Genomic DNA, 15,247 nt, shown 5'->3' with positions numbered 1-15,247 from the left:
ACCGGATGGCCAGGAATCGTCGCGACTACTGCACCCGTGGTGCCGACGATTCTGCCTGTTACTCTCTCGGTGGCTTGCGCGGCGCCTCAGTCGGCCGTAGGAGTGAGTGGCCGCTGGGGGCCGCGTGTCAGCTTAATCACGTCGGGATCCGACGTGCCGACGGCCGGGAAGGTGCCGTGTGGCGGACTGACGATCCGTGCGACCCGCGCGCCGCCTGCTCCCATGGCGCCGCGCCCTGGGAAGTGGAACCGTGGGAGCATGCCGGAGCCCAAGCAGTCCCAGGAGCGCGCCGACGATGCGCGGCCTCCGTCCGACGCCGAGCTTGCCGCGCTGGACGCGCACTGGCGGGCCGCGAACTATCTGGCCGTCGGGCAGATCTATCTGATGGGGAACCCGCTGCTCACCGAGCCCCTGCGGCCGGAGCACATCAAGCCGCGGCTGCTCGGGCACTGGGGGACCTCGCCCGGGTTGAACCTCGTGTACACCCACCTCAACCGGGTGATCAAGCAGCGGGGGATCGAGGCGCTCTGTGTGTGGGGGCCCGGGCATGGGGGGCCCGCTGTGTTGGCCAACTCGTGGCTGGAGGGGAGCTACAGCGAGACGTATCCCGATGTCACACGGGACGCGGACGGAATGGAGCGGCTGTTCCGGCAGTTCTCGTTTCCCGGTGGGGTGCCCAGTCATGTGGCGCCCGAGACGCCCGGGTCGATTCATGAGGGCGGGGAGCTCGGGTACTCGCTGTCGCATGCGTACGGGGCCGCGTTCGACCGGCCGGAGCTGCTGGTCGCCTGCGTGGTCGGGGACGGGGAGGCCGAGACCGGGCCGCTCGCCGCGTCGTGGCACTCCAACAAGTTCCTCGATCCCGTTCGGGATGGTGCTGTCCTGCCGATCCTCCATCTCAACGGGTACAAGATCGCCAACCCCACGGTCCTCGCCCGGCTGCCCGAGCACGAGCTCGATCGGCTGCTGCACGGGTACGGGCATCATGTCCTGCACGTGACCGGAGACGATCCGATGACCGTCCATCGCGCCATGGCCGCCGCCATGGACACCGCGCTGGACCACATCGCCGCCATCCGGCGCACCGCCCGCGAGGAGGGCATCGCGGACCGGCCTTCCTGGCCCGTGATCGTGTTGCGGACGCCCAAGGGGTGGACCGGCCCCGGTGAGGTGGACGGGCTGCCCGTCGAGGGCACCTGGCGGTCGCATCAGGTGCCGCTCTCCGGTGTCCGGGACAATCCCGAGCACCTGGGGCAGTTGGAGGCGTGGCTGCGGTCGTACCGGCCGGAGGAACTGTTCGACGGCGACGGGCGGCCCGTGCCGAGGGTTCTGGAGTGCGTGCCCGAAGGAGCGCGGCGGCTCGGCGCAACCCCGTACGCCAACGGCGGACTGCTCCTCCGCGACCTGCCCGTTCCGCCCCTGGAGCGTCACGCGGTCGTCGTCGACCGGCCCGGCGCCGGGCGGCACGAGCCGACCGCCGTCCTCGGCGGGCTGCTCGCCGACGTCATGGAGGCCACTTCCGACCGTCGCGATTTCCGTCTTGTGGGGCCTGATGAGACCGCTTCGAATCGGCTGCAGGCGGTCTACGGCGCGAGCGGCAAGGCGTGGCAGGCCGGCACCCTGCCCACCGACGAGCATCTGGACCGGCATGGTCGGGTGATGGAGATCCTGTCCGAGCACACCTGCCAGGGGTGGCTGGAGGGGTACCTGCTCACCGGGCGGCACGGGCTGTTCTCCTGCTACGAGGCGTTCGTGCACATCGTCGACTCGATGGTCAACCAGCACATCAAGTGGCTGCGCGTCTCCCGGCGGCTGCCCTGGCGGCGGCCCATCGCCTCCCTGAACTACCTGCTCACCTCGCACGTGTGGCGCCAGGACCACAACGGCTTCTCCCACCAGGACCCCGGGTTCGTCGACCACGTCCTGAACAAGAGCCCCGAAGTCGTGCGGGTGTATCTGCCGCCGGACGCCAACACCCTGCTGTCCGTCGCCGACCACGCCCTGCGCAGCCGCGACTACGTCAACGTCATCGTCGCCGGCAAACAGCCCTGCTACGACTGGCTCACCCTGGAACAGGCCCGCGCCCACTGCGCCCGCGGCGCCGGCGTCTGGGAATGGGCCGGCACGGAGGACGGGCGGCGGGAACCCGACGTCGTCCTCGCCTGTGCCGGGGACGTGCCGACACAGGAGACCCTGGCCGCGGCCTCCCTGCTCCGGCGGCACCTGCCCGACCTCGCCGTCCGCGTCGTCAACGTCGTCGACATCGCCCGGCTGATGCCGCACGGCGAGCACCCGCACGGGATGCCCGACCACGAGTTCGACGCCCTCTTCACCACCGACCGGCCCGTCGTCTTCGCCTACCACGGCTACCCGTGGCTCATCCACCGTCTTGCCTACCGGCGGGCGGGTCACCCGAATTTCCACGTGCGCGGTTACAAGGAGTCCGGTACGACGACCACGCCGTTCGACATGGTCGTCAGCAACGACCTCGACCGCTACCGCCTCGTCATGGACGTCATCGACCGCGTCCCCGGCCTCGGCGTCCGCGCCGCCGGCGTGCGGCAGGCGATGGACGACGTCCGGACCCGCCACCACGCCTGGATCCGCGAGCACGGCACGGACCTGCCGGAGGTGGCGGAGTGGAGCTGGGACGGGTGAGCGGACGCCGGTGGCTCAGCCGCCCGCCCGGGCCGCCTCCGAGGCGATCACCGCCGCCTGGATGCGGCGCTCCACGCCCAGCTTGGCGAGCAGCCGTGAGATGTGGTTCTTGACCGTCTTCTCGGAGAGGAAGAGCTGCCGGCCGATCTGCCGGTTGGTCATGCCCTCGCCGATGAGCGCCAGGATGTCGCGCTCGCGCGGCGACAGGCCCGCCAGCCGGTCGTCCTCCGGGTGGGCGCCCTCGTCGCCGCGCAGGCTGCTCATGAGCCGGGCGGTGGTGGCCGGGTCGAGCATGGACTGCCCGGAGGCGACCGTGCGGATCGCCGCCACCAGGTCGGAGCCCTTGATCTGCTTGAGTACGTAGCCCGCCGCGCCCGCCATGATGGCGTCCAGCAGGGCGTCGTCGTCGTCGAACGACGTGAGCATCAGACAGGCGAGGTCCGGCATGCGCGACCGCAGTTCCCGGCAGACCGAGATGCCGTCGCCGTCGGGCAGCCGGACGTCCAGCACGGCGACGTCCGGGCGCAGCGCGGGACCCCGGGCCAGGGCCTGGGCGATCGTGCCCGCCTCGCCGGCCACCGTGATGTCGTCCTCGGCGTCCAGCAGGTCCTGGACGCCCCGCCGGACGACCTCGTGGTCGTCCAGGAGGAACACCCGGATCGGCTTCTCCGGAGAGAAGACCCTTGCCTGTTCCACTGCCCCTCCTGTCACCGTCCGCGCCGGTCGCACCGGTCACGCCTGGTGTCGATCGTGGTCGATCCTACGGGGCGGTGCCATGGGCCGAACGGCCCCACCCGCGGAAGGCGTCCCGCGGCGCACGGGCCACCGCCGTCCCGTCCTGCGGAGCCGAACGGGTGGTGTCCGCGCCGCGGCCGTTCACGGCGTCCGGGGCCGGGAGCACGCTGTGCCCACAGTGCTCCCTTCGGGGTACGGCGATTCCGGAAAGGCGGTGGAACATGGCCGGTCTGGAAGTGAAGAGCAGCGGTCTGCTGTTCCTCGGCAACGGTCAGCAGAACAATTTCGCCTTCGACTTCGGCAAGGTCCCGCCCGGCAGCTCCTGGATCCGGCCCTGCGTGAACCACACGTCGTTCAGCGACCGGAACGCGCAGCTGGAGTACGTGTCCGAGTTCTCCTTCTGGGACTTCAACGACCCGATCCCGCCGTTCTGGGGGGTAACCCTCCGGGCGACCGGGAACTCCGAGTTCATTTTCACCCTCGTCCTTGTGACCCCGTGACGGAAACGGACGGTTCGCTCATGCGCGTGCACGCGGTATTCGACGAGAACGGGGAGATCCTCGCCCTGGCGGAGATCGTGGAGGAGGGCGACGATCGCATCGGGGTCCGCCCGGTGCCCGGCGAGGACCGCAAGGTGGCGGAATTCGCGGTGCCGGAGGAGTGCGTCGGGAAGCCTCTCGCGGCGCTGGCCGCCCGCTATCGGGTGGACGACGCCTCCGGCGGGCCCCGGCTGACCCGGCGGTAGGCAGCCGGTCGCGGGCGGGTGGCCGCGGCAGCCGGACAGGATGGGCAGCGGCAGCGGTGACGGCAGCGGACGGGCCCGACCGGCGGATGCGCACGGGCCGCCGGACGGGTCACCGGACCCGGTCACCGGACCCGGTCACCGGGACGGTCAGGACAGGAACCGTCAGGGGCCGCCAGGGCCGTCAGGGCCGCGGGATGTTCCGCAGATTCGAGCGCGCCATCTGCACCATCCGCCCCACACCCCCGTCCAGCACCATCTTCCCCGCCGACAGGGCGAACCCGCTCACCATGTCCGCGCTGATCTTCGGCGGCATCGAGAGCGCGTTGGGATCGGTCACGATGTCCACCAGCGCCGGACCCTTGTGCCGGAACGCGTCCCGCAGCGCGCCCCGCACCTGCTTGGGCTTCTCCACCCGCACCCCGTACGCCCCGGCCGCCGTCGCGAGGGCCGCGAAGTCCGGGTTGCGGTTGGCCGTGCCGTACGACGGCAGGCCGCCCACCATCATCTCCAGCTCCACCATGCCCAGCGACGAGTTGTTGAACAGCACCACCTTCACCGGCAGCCCGTACTGCACCAACGTCAGGAAGTCGCCCATCAGCATGGAGAACCCGCCGTCCCCGGACATCGACACCACCTGCCGGTCCGGGTCGAGGAACTGCGCCCCGATCGCCTGGGGCAGCGCGTTGGCCATCGAGCCGTGGGTGAACGAGCCGATGACGCGCCGCCGGCCGTTGGGAGTGAGGTAGCGGGCGGCCCAGACGTTGTTCATGCCGGTGTCGACGGTGAACACCGCGTCGTCGGCCGCCTCCTCGTCCAGCACCGACGCCACGTACTCCGGATGGATCGGTGTGTGCTTCTCCACCTTCCGCGTGTACGCCTTGACGACGCCCTCCAGGGCGTCCGCGTGCTTCTTCAGCATCTTGTCGAGGAACTTCCGGCCGCTCTTCACCTGCACCTTCGGCGTGAGGCAGCGCAGCGTCTCGCGGACGTCGCCCCACACCGCCAGGTCCAGCGCGGACCGCCGGCCCAGGCGCTCGGGCCGCACGTCCACCTGGGCGATCTTCACATCGTCCGGCAGGAACGCGGTGTACGGGAAGTCGGTGCCCAGCAGGATCAGCAGGTCGCACTCGTGGGTGGCCTCGTAGGCGGCGCCGTAGCCCAGCAGGCCGCTCATGCCGACGTCGTACGGGTTGTCGTACTGGATCCACTCCTTGCCGCGCAGCGCGTGCCCGACGGGCGCCTTCACCCGTTCGGCGAACCGCATCACCTCGTCGTGCGCCCCCGCCGTACCGGCGCCGCAGAACAGCGTCACCTTGCCGGCTTCGTCGACCATCCGCGCCAGCGCGTCGATCTCCGCGTCCCCGGGGCGCACCGACGGCCGGGTGGTGACCAGCGCGTGGTCCCCGGTGGGCGCGGCGGCCGGCTCCCCGGCGACGTCCCCGGGCAGCACGATGACGCCGACGCCGCCGCGCCCGATCGCGTTCTGGATGCCGGTGCGCAGCACGCGCGGCATCTGCTGCGGGGTGGACACCAGCTCGCAGTAGTGGCTGCACTCCTGGAACAGCCGGTCCGGGTGGGTCTCCTGGAAGAAACCGGTGCCGATCTCGCCGCTCGGGATGTGCGAGGCCAGCGCGAGCACGGGCGCCATGGAACGGTGGGCGTCGTACAGGCCGTTGATCAGGTGCAGGTTCCCGGGGCCGCAGGAGCCCGCGCAGGCCGCCAGTTTGCCGGTGAGCTGCGCCTCCGCGCCCGCGGCGAACGCGGCGGCCTCCTCGTGGCGGACGTGCACCCAGTCGATGGCCGCGTTGCGGCGCACCGCGTCCACGACCGGGTTGAGGCTGTCGCCGACGACCCCGTAGAGCCGCCGCACCCCGGCCCGCGCCAGGATGTCGACGAACTGCTCCGCCACCGTCTGCTTGGCCATGAGAACGCTCCTCCGTTCCGCCGTGTCGTACGCGACCGGCGCGCGGCCGGTCACTTGCGCCCCTGCCCCCATCCACCCACGGAACACCTGGTCACGCATCTCCGCGTCCACGTGCGGGGGGAGCTCAGTCCAGGCCGCGCGCCGCCCGGAAGCGGGCCAGGGCCTCCGCGAGGTCGACGAGCGGCTCCGGATAACGCAGCCCGGAGCGGACGGCCGCGGGCAGCTTCCACGGCTCGTGGACGGCGGGGCCGGGCACGCCGGCCAGTTCGGGGACCCAGCGGCGGACGTAGTCGCCGCCCGGGTCGAAGCGGCGGCCCTGCACGACGGGGTTGAGGACGCGGTTGGGGCGGGTGTCGGTGCCCGTGCCGGCCATCCACTGCCAGTTGAGCTGGTTGTTGGCCAGGTCGCCGTCGACGAGGTGGCGGAGGAAGTGCCGGGCGCCCTCCCGCCAGTCGTGGTGGAGGGTCTTGGCGAGGAACGAGGCGACGATCATGCGGGCCCGGTTGTGCGTCCAGCCCTCGTGGGCGAGCTGGCGCATCGCCGCGTCGACGACCGGGTAGCCGGTGTGCCCGGCCCGCCAGGCGTCGAACTCGCCCGCGTCCCGCCGCCAGCGGTCGTGGCGCGTCCGGTAGTCGGCGACGGCGGCCCGGGGGCGGGCGGCGAGTACCTGGTGGTGGAAGTCCCGCCAGGCGAGCTGGCGGACGAACGCCTCGGCGCCGGGGGAGTCCCCGCGGGCCCGCGTCACCACTTCGAGCGGTGACAGGCAGCCGAAGTGCAGGTACGCGGAGAGGCGGGAGGTGGCGTCGGCGGCCAGGTCGTCGTGGAGCTCGGCGTAGCGGTCGACACCGTTCCGCAGCCAGGCCGTCAGCCGGCGCCGGCCCTCGCGCTCGCCGCCACGGGGCAGGCCGGGCGCCGCGCCGTCGGCCCCGAGGTCCGCGGCCGAGGGCACCGGCAGCCCGTCCACCTCGGGGACGTCGACGCGCCGGGGCGGGTCCGCGACCGCCCGGGGCGGCTCCGCCGACCAGCGGCGGAAGTACGGCGTGAACACCGCGAAGTGGTCCTTCCCGGCGGGCGCCACCTCGCCCGGGGCCACCACCGTGACCACCGCGTCGTGCACGCGCAGCCGGCGCCCGCCCGCCTCCAGCGCGGCGCGCAGCCGCTCCTCGCGGCGGTGCGCGTAACCGCTCACCCCGCCGGCGACGTGCACCTCCACCGCGTCCGCCGCGGCGGCCACCCGGCAGGTCTCCTCGACCACGTCACCCCGGCGGACGACCAGCCGCCCGCCGCGTGCCCGCAGCCCCTCGTCGAGGTCGGCCAGGCAGCCGGCGAGGAACGCGGACCGGTTCGGCGCGGCGAAACCGGCGGCGGCCACGCCGCTGTCGACGACGAAGAGGGGGACGACGCGGTCGCCGGCGCGGACGGCCGCCCGCAGCACGGGGTTGTCGTGCAGCCGCAGGTCGGAGGTGAACAGGGCGAGGGCTACGGGCATGGCGTCAGGCTACGGCGCGTCCGGCGGCGGCCGGGGACGCGTCGGGGCGCGGCGCGGGGGCCGTTCGGGTGAGCGGGCTGCCCCGGGCAGGGATGCCGGGCCGGGGCCTGGAACACCTGATCAGGAACCCCACGCGCCCCAGGTGCGGCGGGGGAGGAGCGACCGCGACGAGAGAGGCCCGTATGCCCGCCGACGAACTGCCCCGCTTCCTGGCGGCCCTGAGCCCCGCGAGCCGGAAGAAGGTCGAGAGCCAGCCGCGCGAGCGGCAGGAGCAATTGGCCGCCGCCTGGGAGGCCGAACTCAGTGAGGACACCGACCTGGACACCCTGAGTGAGCTGTCACCCGCGGCGGCGGCGGACGAGGCGGCGGAACGGGTGGTGCGGGAGTTTTTCGAGGAGTGAGGTGACGGTGGGGAGGGTCAGAGGCGGCGGCGGTCGGTTCCGTACGCGGGAAGCGCCTGGGACGGCGCGCCGGACCCGGACCGGCCCCCGGCCTCCGGCCGCCCCTCCGTCGCCTTCCCACCCCCCGTCACTTCGGCGCTCTCCAGCACCTGGTCGACCTCCTCCTGCACCGGCCCTCCGGCCGGCTGGTCGATGCCGAGGAGGAAGGCGGCCCGGGTGTCGTCCACTCGCAGGAGGGTCATCCGCAGCCGGGCGGGACCGCCCTCCTCGGCGTCCACCCGCAGGGCCACGGTGTGGGCGGGGTGCCCGTCCACCGAGGTCGGGCGGGACTCCTCGGGCGCGACGGGCCGGTCGGGGTAGAAGAACTCCGCGTTCGAACGGGCGGCCCGCTCGGCCCACATCCGCAGCCGGTCCTGGGGGATCGCGCCGGAACGACCGGCCAGCACGGCGGCCGTGTGGTGGTCGTCCTGCTTCTTGCGGCCGATCGCCGTGGTGAAGGCGTTGATGAGCTTGTGCTTCGAGTCGTGCTCCCAGCCCTTGGGGACGGCGTAGGAGAGTCCGGCCGCGTCGTCCGCCACCCGCGGCCGCCCGGCCAGCGGTGAGCCGTCCCCGTCCCGCGTCCACCACCAGGCCCCGGCGCCGCCGCCGGCCACCAGGACGGCCAGGGCGACACCCCCGGCCACCAGCCCACGCCGCCGCCGGCGCGGCGGTACGGGCGGCAAGGGCGGCGGGAAGGCGGGGAACGGCGGGGGCGCGGGGTACGACTGGGGTCCGGTGAGCGGCGTGGTCATGACTCCAGCCTGCCGCCCGGCAGGCGGCCGGACCTGAGCGTTCGTACTCAGTTTCGGTACTCAGGTGGTAGCCGCCACCGGTGGCGGCCGCGTTCAGGACAGGTCCGGCACTGCCGTCAGGACAGGTCCAGTACCGCCTTGCCGTGCAGGCGCCGGCCGACCAGCAGGTCGATCGCGTCCGCCGCCTGGTCCCACGTGCCACGCCAGGCGATCTGGGCGTCCAGTTCCCCGGACGCCACCAGGCCGGCCAGGAGGGTCAGGTCCTCGTCGAGTCCCGTGCACCGCAGGAGGAAGAAGCTGACCAGCGCCCGGTCGTGGGCCTCGGGGGCGCCGGAGAAGGCGCCGGGCGGGAAGGTGTCGGGTGCCAGTGCCGCGCGGCCCACGTTGACGAGGGTGCCGTGTTCGGCGAGCTGGGCGTAGCCCTCGACGAGGTGCCGTCCGCCGACCATGTCGACGATGCCGTGCACCGGTTCAATGAGGTCTTCCGGGCCGGTCACGACCTCGTGTGCGCCGAGTGCCCGCAGGCCGTCGCCGTGCGCGCGGGGGTCGCCGGTGGACGCGACGACGTACGCGCCCGCGCGGCGCGCGAGTTGGACGGCGTACCGACCGGTGCCGCCGGTCGCGCCGGTGACGAGGACGCGGCGGCCGAGGAGCGGGCCGAGGCGCCGGAGCGCGCGCAGGGCGGTGGCGCCGGCCACCGGGATCGTGCTGATCGCGCCGAGGTCCGCGCCCTCGGGCACGGTGCCGAGGCGGTCGGTGTCGACCGCGCGGAGCTCCGCCCAGGCCCCGTCCCACCCCAGCGTGACGACGGGGGTGCCGGCCGCGGGGCCGGAGCCGTCGGCCGCCGCGCGTTCGACGACTCCCGCCGCGTCCCAGCCGAGCACGGCCCCGGCGGGCGACTCCGCCAGGACGTGGTGGATCTCGCCGGAGTTGAGGGAGGTCGCGACGGTGCGGACGAGTGCCTGGTGGGGTGCCGGTTCGGGGTCCGGTGCCTCGCCGAGGCGCAGGCGGGCGGGGGCGGTGGGGTCGACGAGGAGTGCGCGCATGGCAGAGCAGCCCTTCCGGGAGTCGATTGTGCCTCTCAGTGGCATAAACCTACAAGTGGCATAGGCGCCCGCGCTACACTGGGGCCGATGGCCGCCACCGACGCACCCACCCCGGAACGCCTGCCGCTGCGCGAGCGCAAGAAACTGCGCACCCGTCAGGCGCTGACCGACACCGCCCTGGAGCTCTTCACGGAACGCGGTTTCGACGGCGCGACGCTGGACGAACTCTGCGACGCCGTCGAGGTGTCCAAGCGCACCTTCTTCCGCTACTTCGCCAGCAAGGAAGACGTGGCGATGGCACCGACCCAGGACCTGTGGTCCGCGTTCCTCGACGACCTGGAGACCCGCGAACCGAGCGGCGGAACCGTCCTGGAGACGCTGCAGGCGTCGCTGTACGGCGCGTTGGAGCGGATGACCGGCGCGGGCTGGGCGCGGAGCGTCCGCCTCAGCCGCCGACTGGCCGCCGAGACACCGTCCATGGACGCCCACGGCCTGCACTTCTGCGACCGCACTGTGCGCAGGGCGGCCGGGATCCTGACGCGTCGGCTGCGTATCGACGACCCCCGGGACGAGATCCGCCTCCGCCTCGCGCTCGATTTCTTCGTCGCCGCCCACCGGCACGCCCTGGAGGCGTGGGTGACCCTCCCCGGCGCCCCGGGTCGCGACGCCCTGGCGGCCGAACTGCGGCGCGTCTTCGAGGTCGTCCCGAGGGCGTTGACCTTCTCGGCGGAGCCGAGGAGCGCGTAGGCGGGCGGTCGGGGGGCTGTCCCGGGGAGCCGGTCAGGACCGGAGAACCGCGAGGAAGTCGGCGATCGCCGCCGCGACGGCGCCGGGGCGCTCCACGGGGAGCAGGTGGCCGGCGTCGGGGACGGTGACGAGGCTCGCGTGCGGAAGGTGCGGCAGCAGGAACTCCCCCAGCACGCCCGGTGGTTCGACCACGTCGTGCTCCGCGGCCAGCACGGTCACCGGAACCGCGATGCGGCGGGCGGCGCCCGTGATGTCCTCGGCGATGCCGCGCAGCGGCCACTCCCTCCGGGCCTCGGGTCCGGCGGCGACGCTGTCGCGCAGCGCGGTGGCCCGCACCGGTCCGGGCAGCGGTGCGGCGGTCAGGACATGGTCGAGGGCGTGCCGAACCGCGGCGGGCGAGTCGTAGGCGTGGGACAGCTCCCGCCGGTACTCCTCGGTCACCGTGCCGGGCGGCTCGGGGGGCGCGGGCGCGACGAGCACCAGGCCGGCCAGACCGGCGGGCCCGCGGGCCGCGAGCAGTTGGCTCACCTTGGCGCCCATGGAGTGCCCCACGAGGACGAACGGTCCCGGTACGCACGCGGCGATCACGCGGTCGAGGTCGTCGGCGAGCCGGTCGAGGCCGTAGGGACCGGGCAGCGACCGGGAAGTGCCCCAGCCGCGCTGGTCGTAGCGGACCGTCGCCCGCCCGGACGGGAGCCGGGCGATCACACCGTTCCACGTGTCGGCGGAGCCGCCCCAGTAGTGGACGAACACCAGCGCCGGCCCGGTACGGCCCCCGACCCGTACGTCCAGGGTCCCGCCCGCCACCGGCACCGGCCTTGTCGTTTCCATCGTCACCACACCTCGAACACGTAACCTGCTTAAGCCCCGGCCTGGTTGCCGGGCACATGTCCGACCGTACGAGCGGCGGGATCCGCTGCCCGGTGGAAAGGAACACAGTCGTTGTGGAAAACGGACACCCGGCGGTGCGGCAGCTGCGCTACTCGCCCGCCGTCGGCTCGTCCTGCGGCGTGGAGGTCCTGGACTTCGCCGCGCTGCGGAGCATGGACGTCCGCCGCCATCGCGTACTGCCGCAGCGCCCCGACTTCCACGTCCTCGCCCTGATCGCCTCCGGCACCGGAAGCCACGAAGCGGACTTCGGGACGCACCGGTTGGCGGAAGGCAGCGCCGTATGGATACGGCCCGGCATGGTGCACCGCTGGAGCGACACCGACGCCTGCGACGGCCCGCTGGTCCTCTTCCGGCCCGGATTCCTTCCCGGCTTCACCGCGGCGGAGGCCGCCACGCCGGCGTGCTGGCACCTCGACCGACAGCGCCTGGACCTCGCCCTGTTCGCGGCCCTGCACCTCGGCCGCGAACACGACGCGGCCGTGCGCGCACCGCACCTGGCGTCTCCCGCGCTGCTCACCCACCTGCTGGCGGCCCTGCTCCTGCGCGCGCTCCCCGCCGCACCCGTCCGTACGGATGCAACCGGCCACCGCCGGTCCACGGATGTGTTCCGCCGCTACCGGGCCGCCGTGGAGGAGCACTTCACCGACTGGCACCACGTCGCCGACTACGCCCGGGCGCTGGGCTACGACGTGCGCACCCTCACCCGGGCCACGCGCGCCGCCACCGGCACGGGCGCCAAGTCCTTCCTCGACCAGCGCGTCCTGCTGGAGGCCAAGAGGCTGCTCGCGCACACCGACCTGCCGGTCGCCGGCTGCGCCCGACGGCTCGGCTTCCGGGACGCCACCGCCTTCACCACCTTCTTCCGGCGCCAGGCCGCCACACCTCCGGGCGCCTGGCGCGCGGCCTACGGGGCAACCGGCAGCCGCGGGGTCTGAGTTCCCCCGCGAGCGGTCCGGTCGCGGGCGGCGCGGGACCTCGGGGTGCCGGTCAGGGGCGATGTTCGAGGCGAGCCGAGTGCGAGGGGTCGCTCACGGGTGCCGTCCCCGCGTCCCCGCCGGCGTGCGCGACGGGCGCGGCTGCCACCCGGCCCCGCCGGAAGCCGTGGCGTGTCCGGTCCCTCATGGCGGTCCGCTCCCTCGTACCGGTGAGACGGTCGCGTGGAGTGGACCAGGTCCTTCCGACGGGGACGATGTGCCGGCCGGCGGACGCCCGGCGTTCTCCGCAGGCCCGGGTTCACTCCTTCGGTACGTCGGCGGAGGGTTTGAGGCAGCCCTCCGCCCGGTCGGCAGGTGATGTCGAGGCGGCACCGCACCAGCACGTCAGGTCGGATTCCGCACATGTGTAAGGGATCGTTTTCGGCCTGCTCGTCGGATGATTTGACCGGCTTGCGCTGTGACCGTAGGAAACAGGCCTGCCGCCGGACGGCCCGTGGCGACGGCAGTGCCCACCCGTCCGGCCGCTCGCGGCCGCCGTGTCCCCGTCCTTGCCGGAAGGCAGTGGTCCGGCGGCGCACTGACGGGCTCGGGCCGGATTCCGCGGCGCCCCTGGTTCCTCCGGAAGGAACACGTCGAATGAGCAGCCGAATGGAGAGCCCGATGGACGGTCGGACGGACAGCCGGATGGACGGTCCGGCGGAGGGTCGGATGGACGGTCCGGCGGATGGTCGGACGGGTGGTCGGACGGATGAGGAGAACACGCGGATGAATCACGTACGAGTGCCCCCGGTGAGGCGCCGTGCGGCATGGGGAACCACTGCCGCGCTGGTCGTCGCTCACCTGCTGGCGGTTTCCCTGAGTCCCGGTGCCGAGGCCGCGCCCTCCGAGCGGCGGAAGGTCTTCGAGTCGTCCACGTCGTGGAGGCCACCGGCGGGGGTGAGCAAGGCGACCGTCTACATCTGGGGTGCCGGCGGCACGGGTGGCGGGGGAGGGGCCGGTGGTGGCGGTGGCGGCGGCGAGGCTCCCGTGAAGGACTTCTTCGACCCCAACACCGGGGCCGACGGGCGCAGCGGCGGCTCGGGCGGAGCGGGAGGGGCCGGCGGTGGCGGCGGTGCCGGGTCCTACCTGGCGTGCCACATCACGCTGGACCCCTCCCACACCTACCAGGTGACCGTCGCCGGGGGTGGCAGCGGGGGCGAAGGCGGCCTCAAGGGCCAGGGCGGTGCGGCCGGTTCGGGTAATTCCGGTCAGGACGGGCAGAACGGCCGGTCGGGCCGCCCCGGCAACAACGGCAATGAGGCCCGGCGCCGGACCGAGCTGTTCGACACGACGAAGGACGTGCAGGTGGCCAATGTCGACGAAGGACCCGCCGGCCTCCGTGGGCTGGAAGGCACCGGCGGCGAGGGCGGCGGCAAGAGCGGTGGCCGGGCCCACCACGGCAAGGCGGGTGCCGCCGGCGGGGCCACGCGCAAGGCGTGGCCGGGAAGGTGCCCCGGAGGAAAGGTGGCGGAATCCCTCCAGGGCGGCGCCGGCAAGCACGGGACGAAGCAGTTCTTTCCGGGGGACGGCGGCGAACCGGCCAAGAACGTGGAGCCCGGAGGCGCGAAGCTGCCTCAGGGCATCGGCGTCGGCGGGCCCGGCGGTCGCGGAGGACGTGGCGGGTCCTCGGGCTCGGGCGCGGTGCTGCACCACTCCGCCGCCGACCCCGGTGGCAACGGCGGCGACGGGGTCCGCGGCGGGTCCGGCGGCAAGGGGTACATGATCGTCACCTGGTAGCCCCGGTGCGTCCGGCCTCGGTGTCCGGATCCGCTGGGAGGAACGCGTCCTCTGGGAGAACCGGGTGCGGGCGGCGGTGGGAGCCGCCCGCACCCCGCGGGATCGGTATCAGTACTGGTTCTTGTAGATGTTGAGCCACGTCCAGTCGCTGTCGTACTGCGTGGCGTTCACCCACTCGTCCTGGCTGCCGAGATAGGCGCCGCCGCCGGCGCCGCAGCTGGAGTCGGTCCACTTCGCGAGACGGGTGTAGTCCCGCCACCACCAACCCTCCAGTCTGGTCTCCTTGTGGGGAGTGGCGAGGCAGTAGGTGCGGGGCGCGCCCTTCTGGTCCTGGCTGATGATCTTCACCGACCCGACCCTGCCGGTGTAGTCGGCGATGACGATCTGCTGGCCGGCGGTGCCGGCGACGGCCTGGCCGCCCGCGCCGAGCACCGCGGCCAGGGCCAGGGCGCCGGAGGCCACGGCCGTGCCGACGGTGCGCTTGCGCACAGTGGGAACCGCGAGCGCGACCCCGTTCTTCTTCCCCATGAGCTTCTCGGACATCGGTGGTCTCTCCTCGCAGATTGTCTGTGGCGCGAACCGGCTGCACAGACGTGGTTCCGTGTGCTCAGGAACAATCGCTGTTCCGCTCCGGAACCTAATGCCGCGCTCCGGTCGTGCGGCAGTTCCTTCCTGCACGGTGACGACCCCCTCCGGGTTGCGGGCTGCACAGTGAGCCGGGGGTGGTCTCCTGGTGTCGGTGTTCCGGCGGGCGGTGTCGGCGTTCCACGAGGGCGCCCGCGTCGGGCCGGAGTGGTGCGGCGCGGCGACAGCGATCACGCTGGAGTGCTCCCTGATCACCACCCGATCAAGCTCCAACCGTCCACGGAATGACACGCATTGGGTTTTCGACAACACCTGATCGCGCCTGAGCGCTGCGGGCTTCCGCTTCCTTCGCGTTCGAAAAGAGGCCGCCCGGGCGCGTGTTGGCGTAGGCGTCGCAGAAGGATGGATGGCTCTCTGGTGACGGAGTGCAATGGGATGGAAAGCAAAGATCTTGCATTAGCGCGATAAGCGGATAAAGCACTCTTTGGTGTTGAACTCGTTGGTAGACGCTAGTCAGCCTTGGC

General features: G+C 72.9%; 14 protein-coding genes. 7 read left to right on the top strand and 7 right to left on the bottom strand.

Annotation, left to right across the window (positions count from 1 at the left end):
- The first annotated feature begins 258 nt into the window (after positions 1 to 258).
- Positions 259 to 2,658, top strand: a complete 2,400-nt coding sequence (locus J7W19_RS02205; protein ID WP_210455251.1) for a phosphoketolase family protein — start codon at positions 259 to 261, stop codon at positions 2,656 to 2,658.
- A 15-nt stretch (positions 2,659 to 2,673) separates the two neighbouring features.
- Here the strand turns inward: J7W19_RS02205 and J7W19_RS02200 are convergent, their stop codons facing one another.
- On the bottom strand, positions 2,674 to 3,354 hold the full coding sequence (locus tag J7W19_RS02200; protein WP_040888808.1) for a response regulator: 681 nt from the start codon (positions 3,352 to 3,354) through the stop codon (positions 2,674 to 2,676).
- 260 nt (positions 3,355 to 3,614) lie between these two features.
- Here J7W19_RS02200 and J7W19_RS02195 point away from each other — a divergent pair, with 260 nt between their 5' ends.
- Positions 3,615 to 3,893, top strand: coding sequence for a hypothetical protein (locus tag J7W19_RS02195; RefSeq protein WP_004941989.1), 279 nt, complete (start codon positions 3,615 to 3,617; stop codon positions 3,891 to 3,893).
- A 20-nt stretch (positions 3,894 to 3,913) separates the two neighbouring features.
- The gene (locus J7W19_RS02190; RefSeq protein ID WP_004941990.1) at positions 3,914 to 4,138 is read left to right on the top strand and encodes a hypothetical protein; all 225 of its coding nucleotides are present in this window, start codon (positions 3,914 to 3,916) and stop codon (positions 4,136 to 4,138) included.
- A gap of 181 nt (positions 4,139 to 4,319) precedes the next feature.
- On the opposite strand, the gene J7W19_RS02185 is transcribed toward J7W19_RS02190, so the two are convergent.
- Both J7W19_RS02185 and J7W19_RS02180 read right to left on the bottom strand, forming a co-directional pair.
- Complete coding sequence (locus tag J7W19_RS02185; RefSeq protein WP_004941992.1) at positions 4,320 to 6,062, bottom strand: pyruvate dehydrogenase; 1,743 nt, start codon at positions 6,060 to 6,062, stop codon at positions 4,320 to 4,322.
- A 124-nt stretch (positions 6,063 to 6,186) separates the two neighbouring features.
- Positions 6,187 to 7,551, bottom strand: coding sequence for a cryptochrome/photolyase family protein (locus J7W19_RS02180; protein WP_004941994.1), 1,365 nt, complete (start codon positions 7,549 to 7,551; stop codon positions 6,187 to 6,189).
- A 182-nt stretch (positions 7,552 to 7,733) separates the two neighbouring features.
- Between J7W19_RS02180 and J7W19_RS02175 the strand changes: the two genes are divergently transcribed.
- Positions 7,734 to 7,952: a hypothetical protein gene (locus J7W19_RS02175; RefSeq protein ID WP_004941996.1), complete on the top strand. Its 219-nt coding sequence runs from the start codon at positions 7,734 to 7,736 to the stop codon at positions 7,950 to 7,952.
- A gap of 17 nt (positions 7,953 to 7,969) precedes the next feature.
- Here the strand turns inward: J7W19_RS02175 and J7W19_RS33365 are convergent, their stop codons facing one another.
- Both J7W19_RS33365 and J7W19_RS02165 read right to left on the bottom strand, forming a co-directional pair.
- Positions 7,970 to 8,743, bottom strand: coding sequence for a hypothetical protein (locus tag J7W19_RS33365; protein WP_004941998.1), 774 nt, complete (start codon positions 8,741 to 8,743; stop codon positions 7,970 to 7,972).
- Between the two features lie 116 nt (positions 8,744 to 8,859).
- Positions 8,860 to 9,789 (bottom strand): zinc-binding dehydrogenase, encoded by a 930-nt coding sequence (locus tag J7W19_RS02165; protein ID WP_004942001.1) that lies wholly within the window; start codon positions 9,787 to 9,789, stop codon positions 8,860 to 8,862.
- A gap of 87 nt (positions 9,790 to 9,876) precedes the next feature.
- Between J7W19_RS02165 and J7W19_RS02160 the strand changes: the two genes are divergently transcribed.
- Entirely contained in the window at positions 9,877 to 10,536 is a 660-nt protein-coding gene (locus tag J7W19_RS02160) for a TetR/AcrR family transcriptional regulator (RefSeq protein WP_004942003.1), read from the top strand.
- 33 nt (positions 10,537 to 10,569) lie between these two features.
- Here J7W19_RS02160 and J7W19_RS02155 read toward each other — a convergent pair whose 3' ends face one another.
- Entirely contained in the window at positions 10,570 to 11,367 is a 798-nt protein-coding gene (locus tag J7W19_RS02155) for an alpha/beta fold hydrolase (protein WP_040888812.1), read from the bottom strand.
- 113 nt (positions 11,368 to 11,480) lie between these two features.
- Between J7W19_RS02155 and J7W19_RS02150 the strand changes: the two genes are divergently transcribed.
- Entirely contained in the window at positions 11,481 to 12,362 is an 882-nt protein-coding gene (locus tag J7W19_RS02150; protein WP_004942007.1) for a helix-turn-helix domain-containing protein, read from the top strand.
- A gap of 765 nt (positions 12,363 to 13,127) precedes the next feature.
- Entirely contained in the window at positions 13,128 to 14,138 is a 1,011-nt protein-coding gene (locus J7W19_RS33360; protein ID WP_158688751.1) for a hypothetical protein, read from the top strand.
- 108 nt (positions 14,139 to 14,246) lie between these two features.
- On the opposite strand, the gene J7W19_RS02140 is transcribed toward J7W19_RS33360, so the two are convergent.
- Positions 14,247 to 14,681 (bottom strand): hypothetical protein, encoded by a 435-nt coding sequence (locus tag J7W19_RS02140; protein ID WP_004942011.1) that lies wholly within the window; start codon positions 14,679 to 14,681, stop codon positions 14,247 to 14,249.
- Between the last annotated feature and the right edge of the window lie 566 nt (positions 14,682 to 15,247).

The sequence above is a fragment of the Streptomyces mobaraensis NBRC 13819 = DSM 40847 genome (assembly GCF_017916255.1).
GTDB classification, from domain to species: Bacteria; Actinomycetota; Actinomycetes; order Streptomycetales; family Streptomycetaceae; genus Streptomyces; species Streptomyces mobaraensis.
The sequence above is the reverse complement of the archived record's forward strand: the minus strand, read 5'-3'. Positions and strand labels throughout refer to the sequence as shown.

Excerpts from the sequence above, each read along its gene's own strand:
- J7W19_RS02205 (WP_210455251.1), top strand. The coding sequence starts at position 259 with ATGCCGGAGCCCAAGCAGTCCCAGGAGCGCGCCGACGATGCGCGGCCT.
- J7W19_RS02195 (WP_004941989.1), top strand. The coding sequence starts at position 3,615 with ATGGCCGGTCTGGAAGTGAAGAGCAGCGGTCTGCTGTTCCTCGGCAAC.
- J7W19_RS02190 (WP_004941990.1), top strand. The coding sequence starts at position 3,914 with ATGCGCGTGCACGCGGTATTCGACGAGAACGGGGAGATCCTCGCCCTG.
- J7W19_RS02185 (WP_004941992.1), bottom strand. The coding sequence starts at position 6,062 with ATGGCCAAGCAGACGGTGGCGGAGCAGTTCGTCGACATCCTGGCGCGG.
- J7W19_RS02180 (WP_004941994.1), bottom strand. The coding sequence starts at position 7,551 with ATGCCCGTAGCCCTCGCCCTGTTCACCTCCGACCTGCGGCTGCACGAC.
- J7W19_RS02175 (WP_004941996.1), top strand. The coding sequence starts at position 7,734 with ATGCCCGCCGACGAACTGCCCCGCTTCCTGGCGGCCCTGAGCCCCGCG.
- J7W19_RS33365 (WP_004941998.1), bottom strand. The coding sequence starts at position 8,743 with ATGACCACGCCGCTCACCGGACCCCAGTCGTACCCCGCGCCCCCGCCG.
- J7W19_RS02165 (WP_004942001.1), bottom strand. The coding sequence starts at position 9,789 with ATGCGCGCACTCCTCGTCGACCCCACCGCCCCCGCCCGCCTGCGCCTC.
- J7W19_RS02160 (WP_004942003.1), top strand. The coding sequence starts at position 9,877 with ATGGCCGCCACCGACGCACCCACCCCGGAACGCCTGCCGCTGCGCGAG.
- J7W19_RS02155 (WP_040888812.1), bottom strand. The coding sequence starts at position 11,367 with ATGGAAACGACAAGGCCGGTGCCGGTGGCGGGCGGGACCCTGGACGTA.
- J7W19_RS33360 (WP_158688751.1), top strand. The coding sequence starts at position 13,128 with ATGAATCACGTACGAGTGCCCCCGGTGAGGCGCCGTGCGGCATGGGGA.
- J7W19_RS02140 (WP_004942011.1), bottom strand. The coding sequence starts at position 14,681 with ATGTCCGAGAAGCTCATGGGGAAGAAGAACGGGGTCGCGCTCGCGGTT.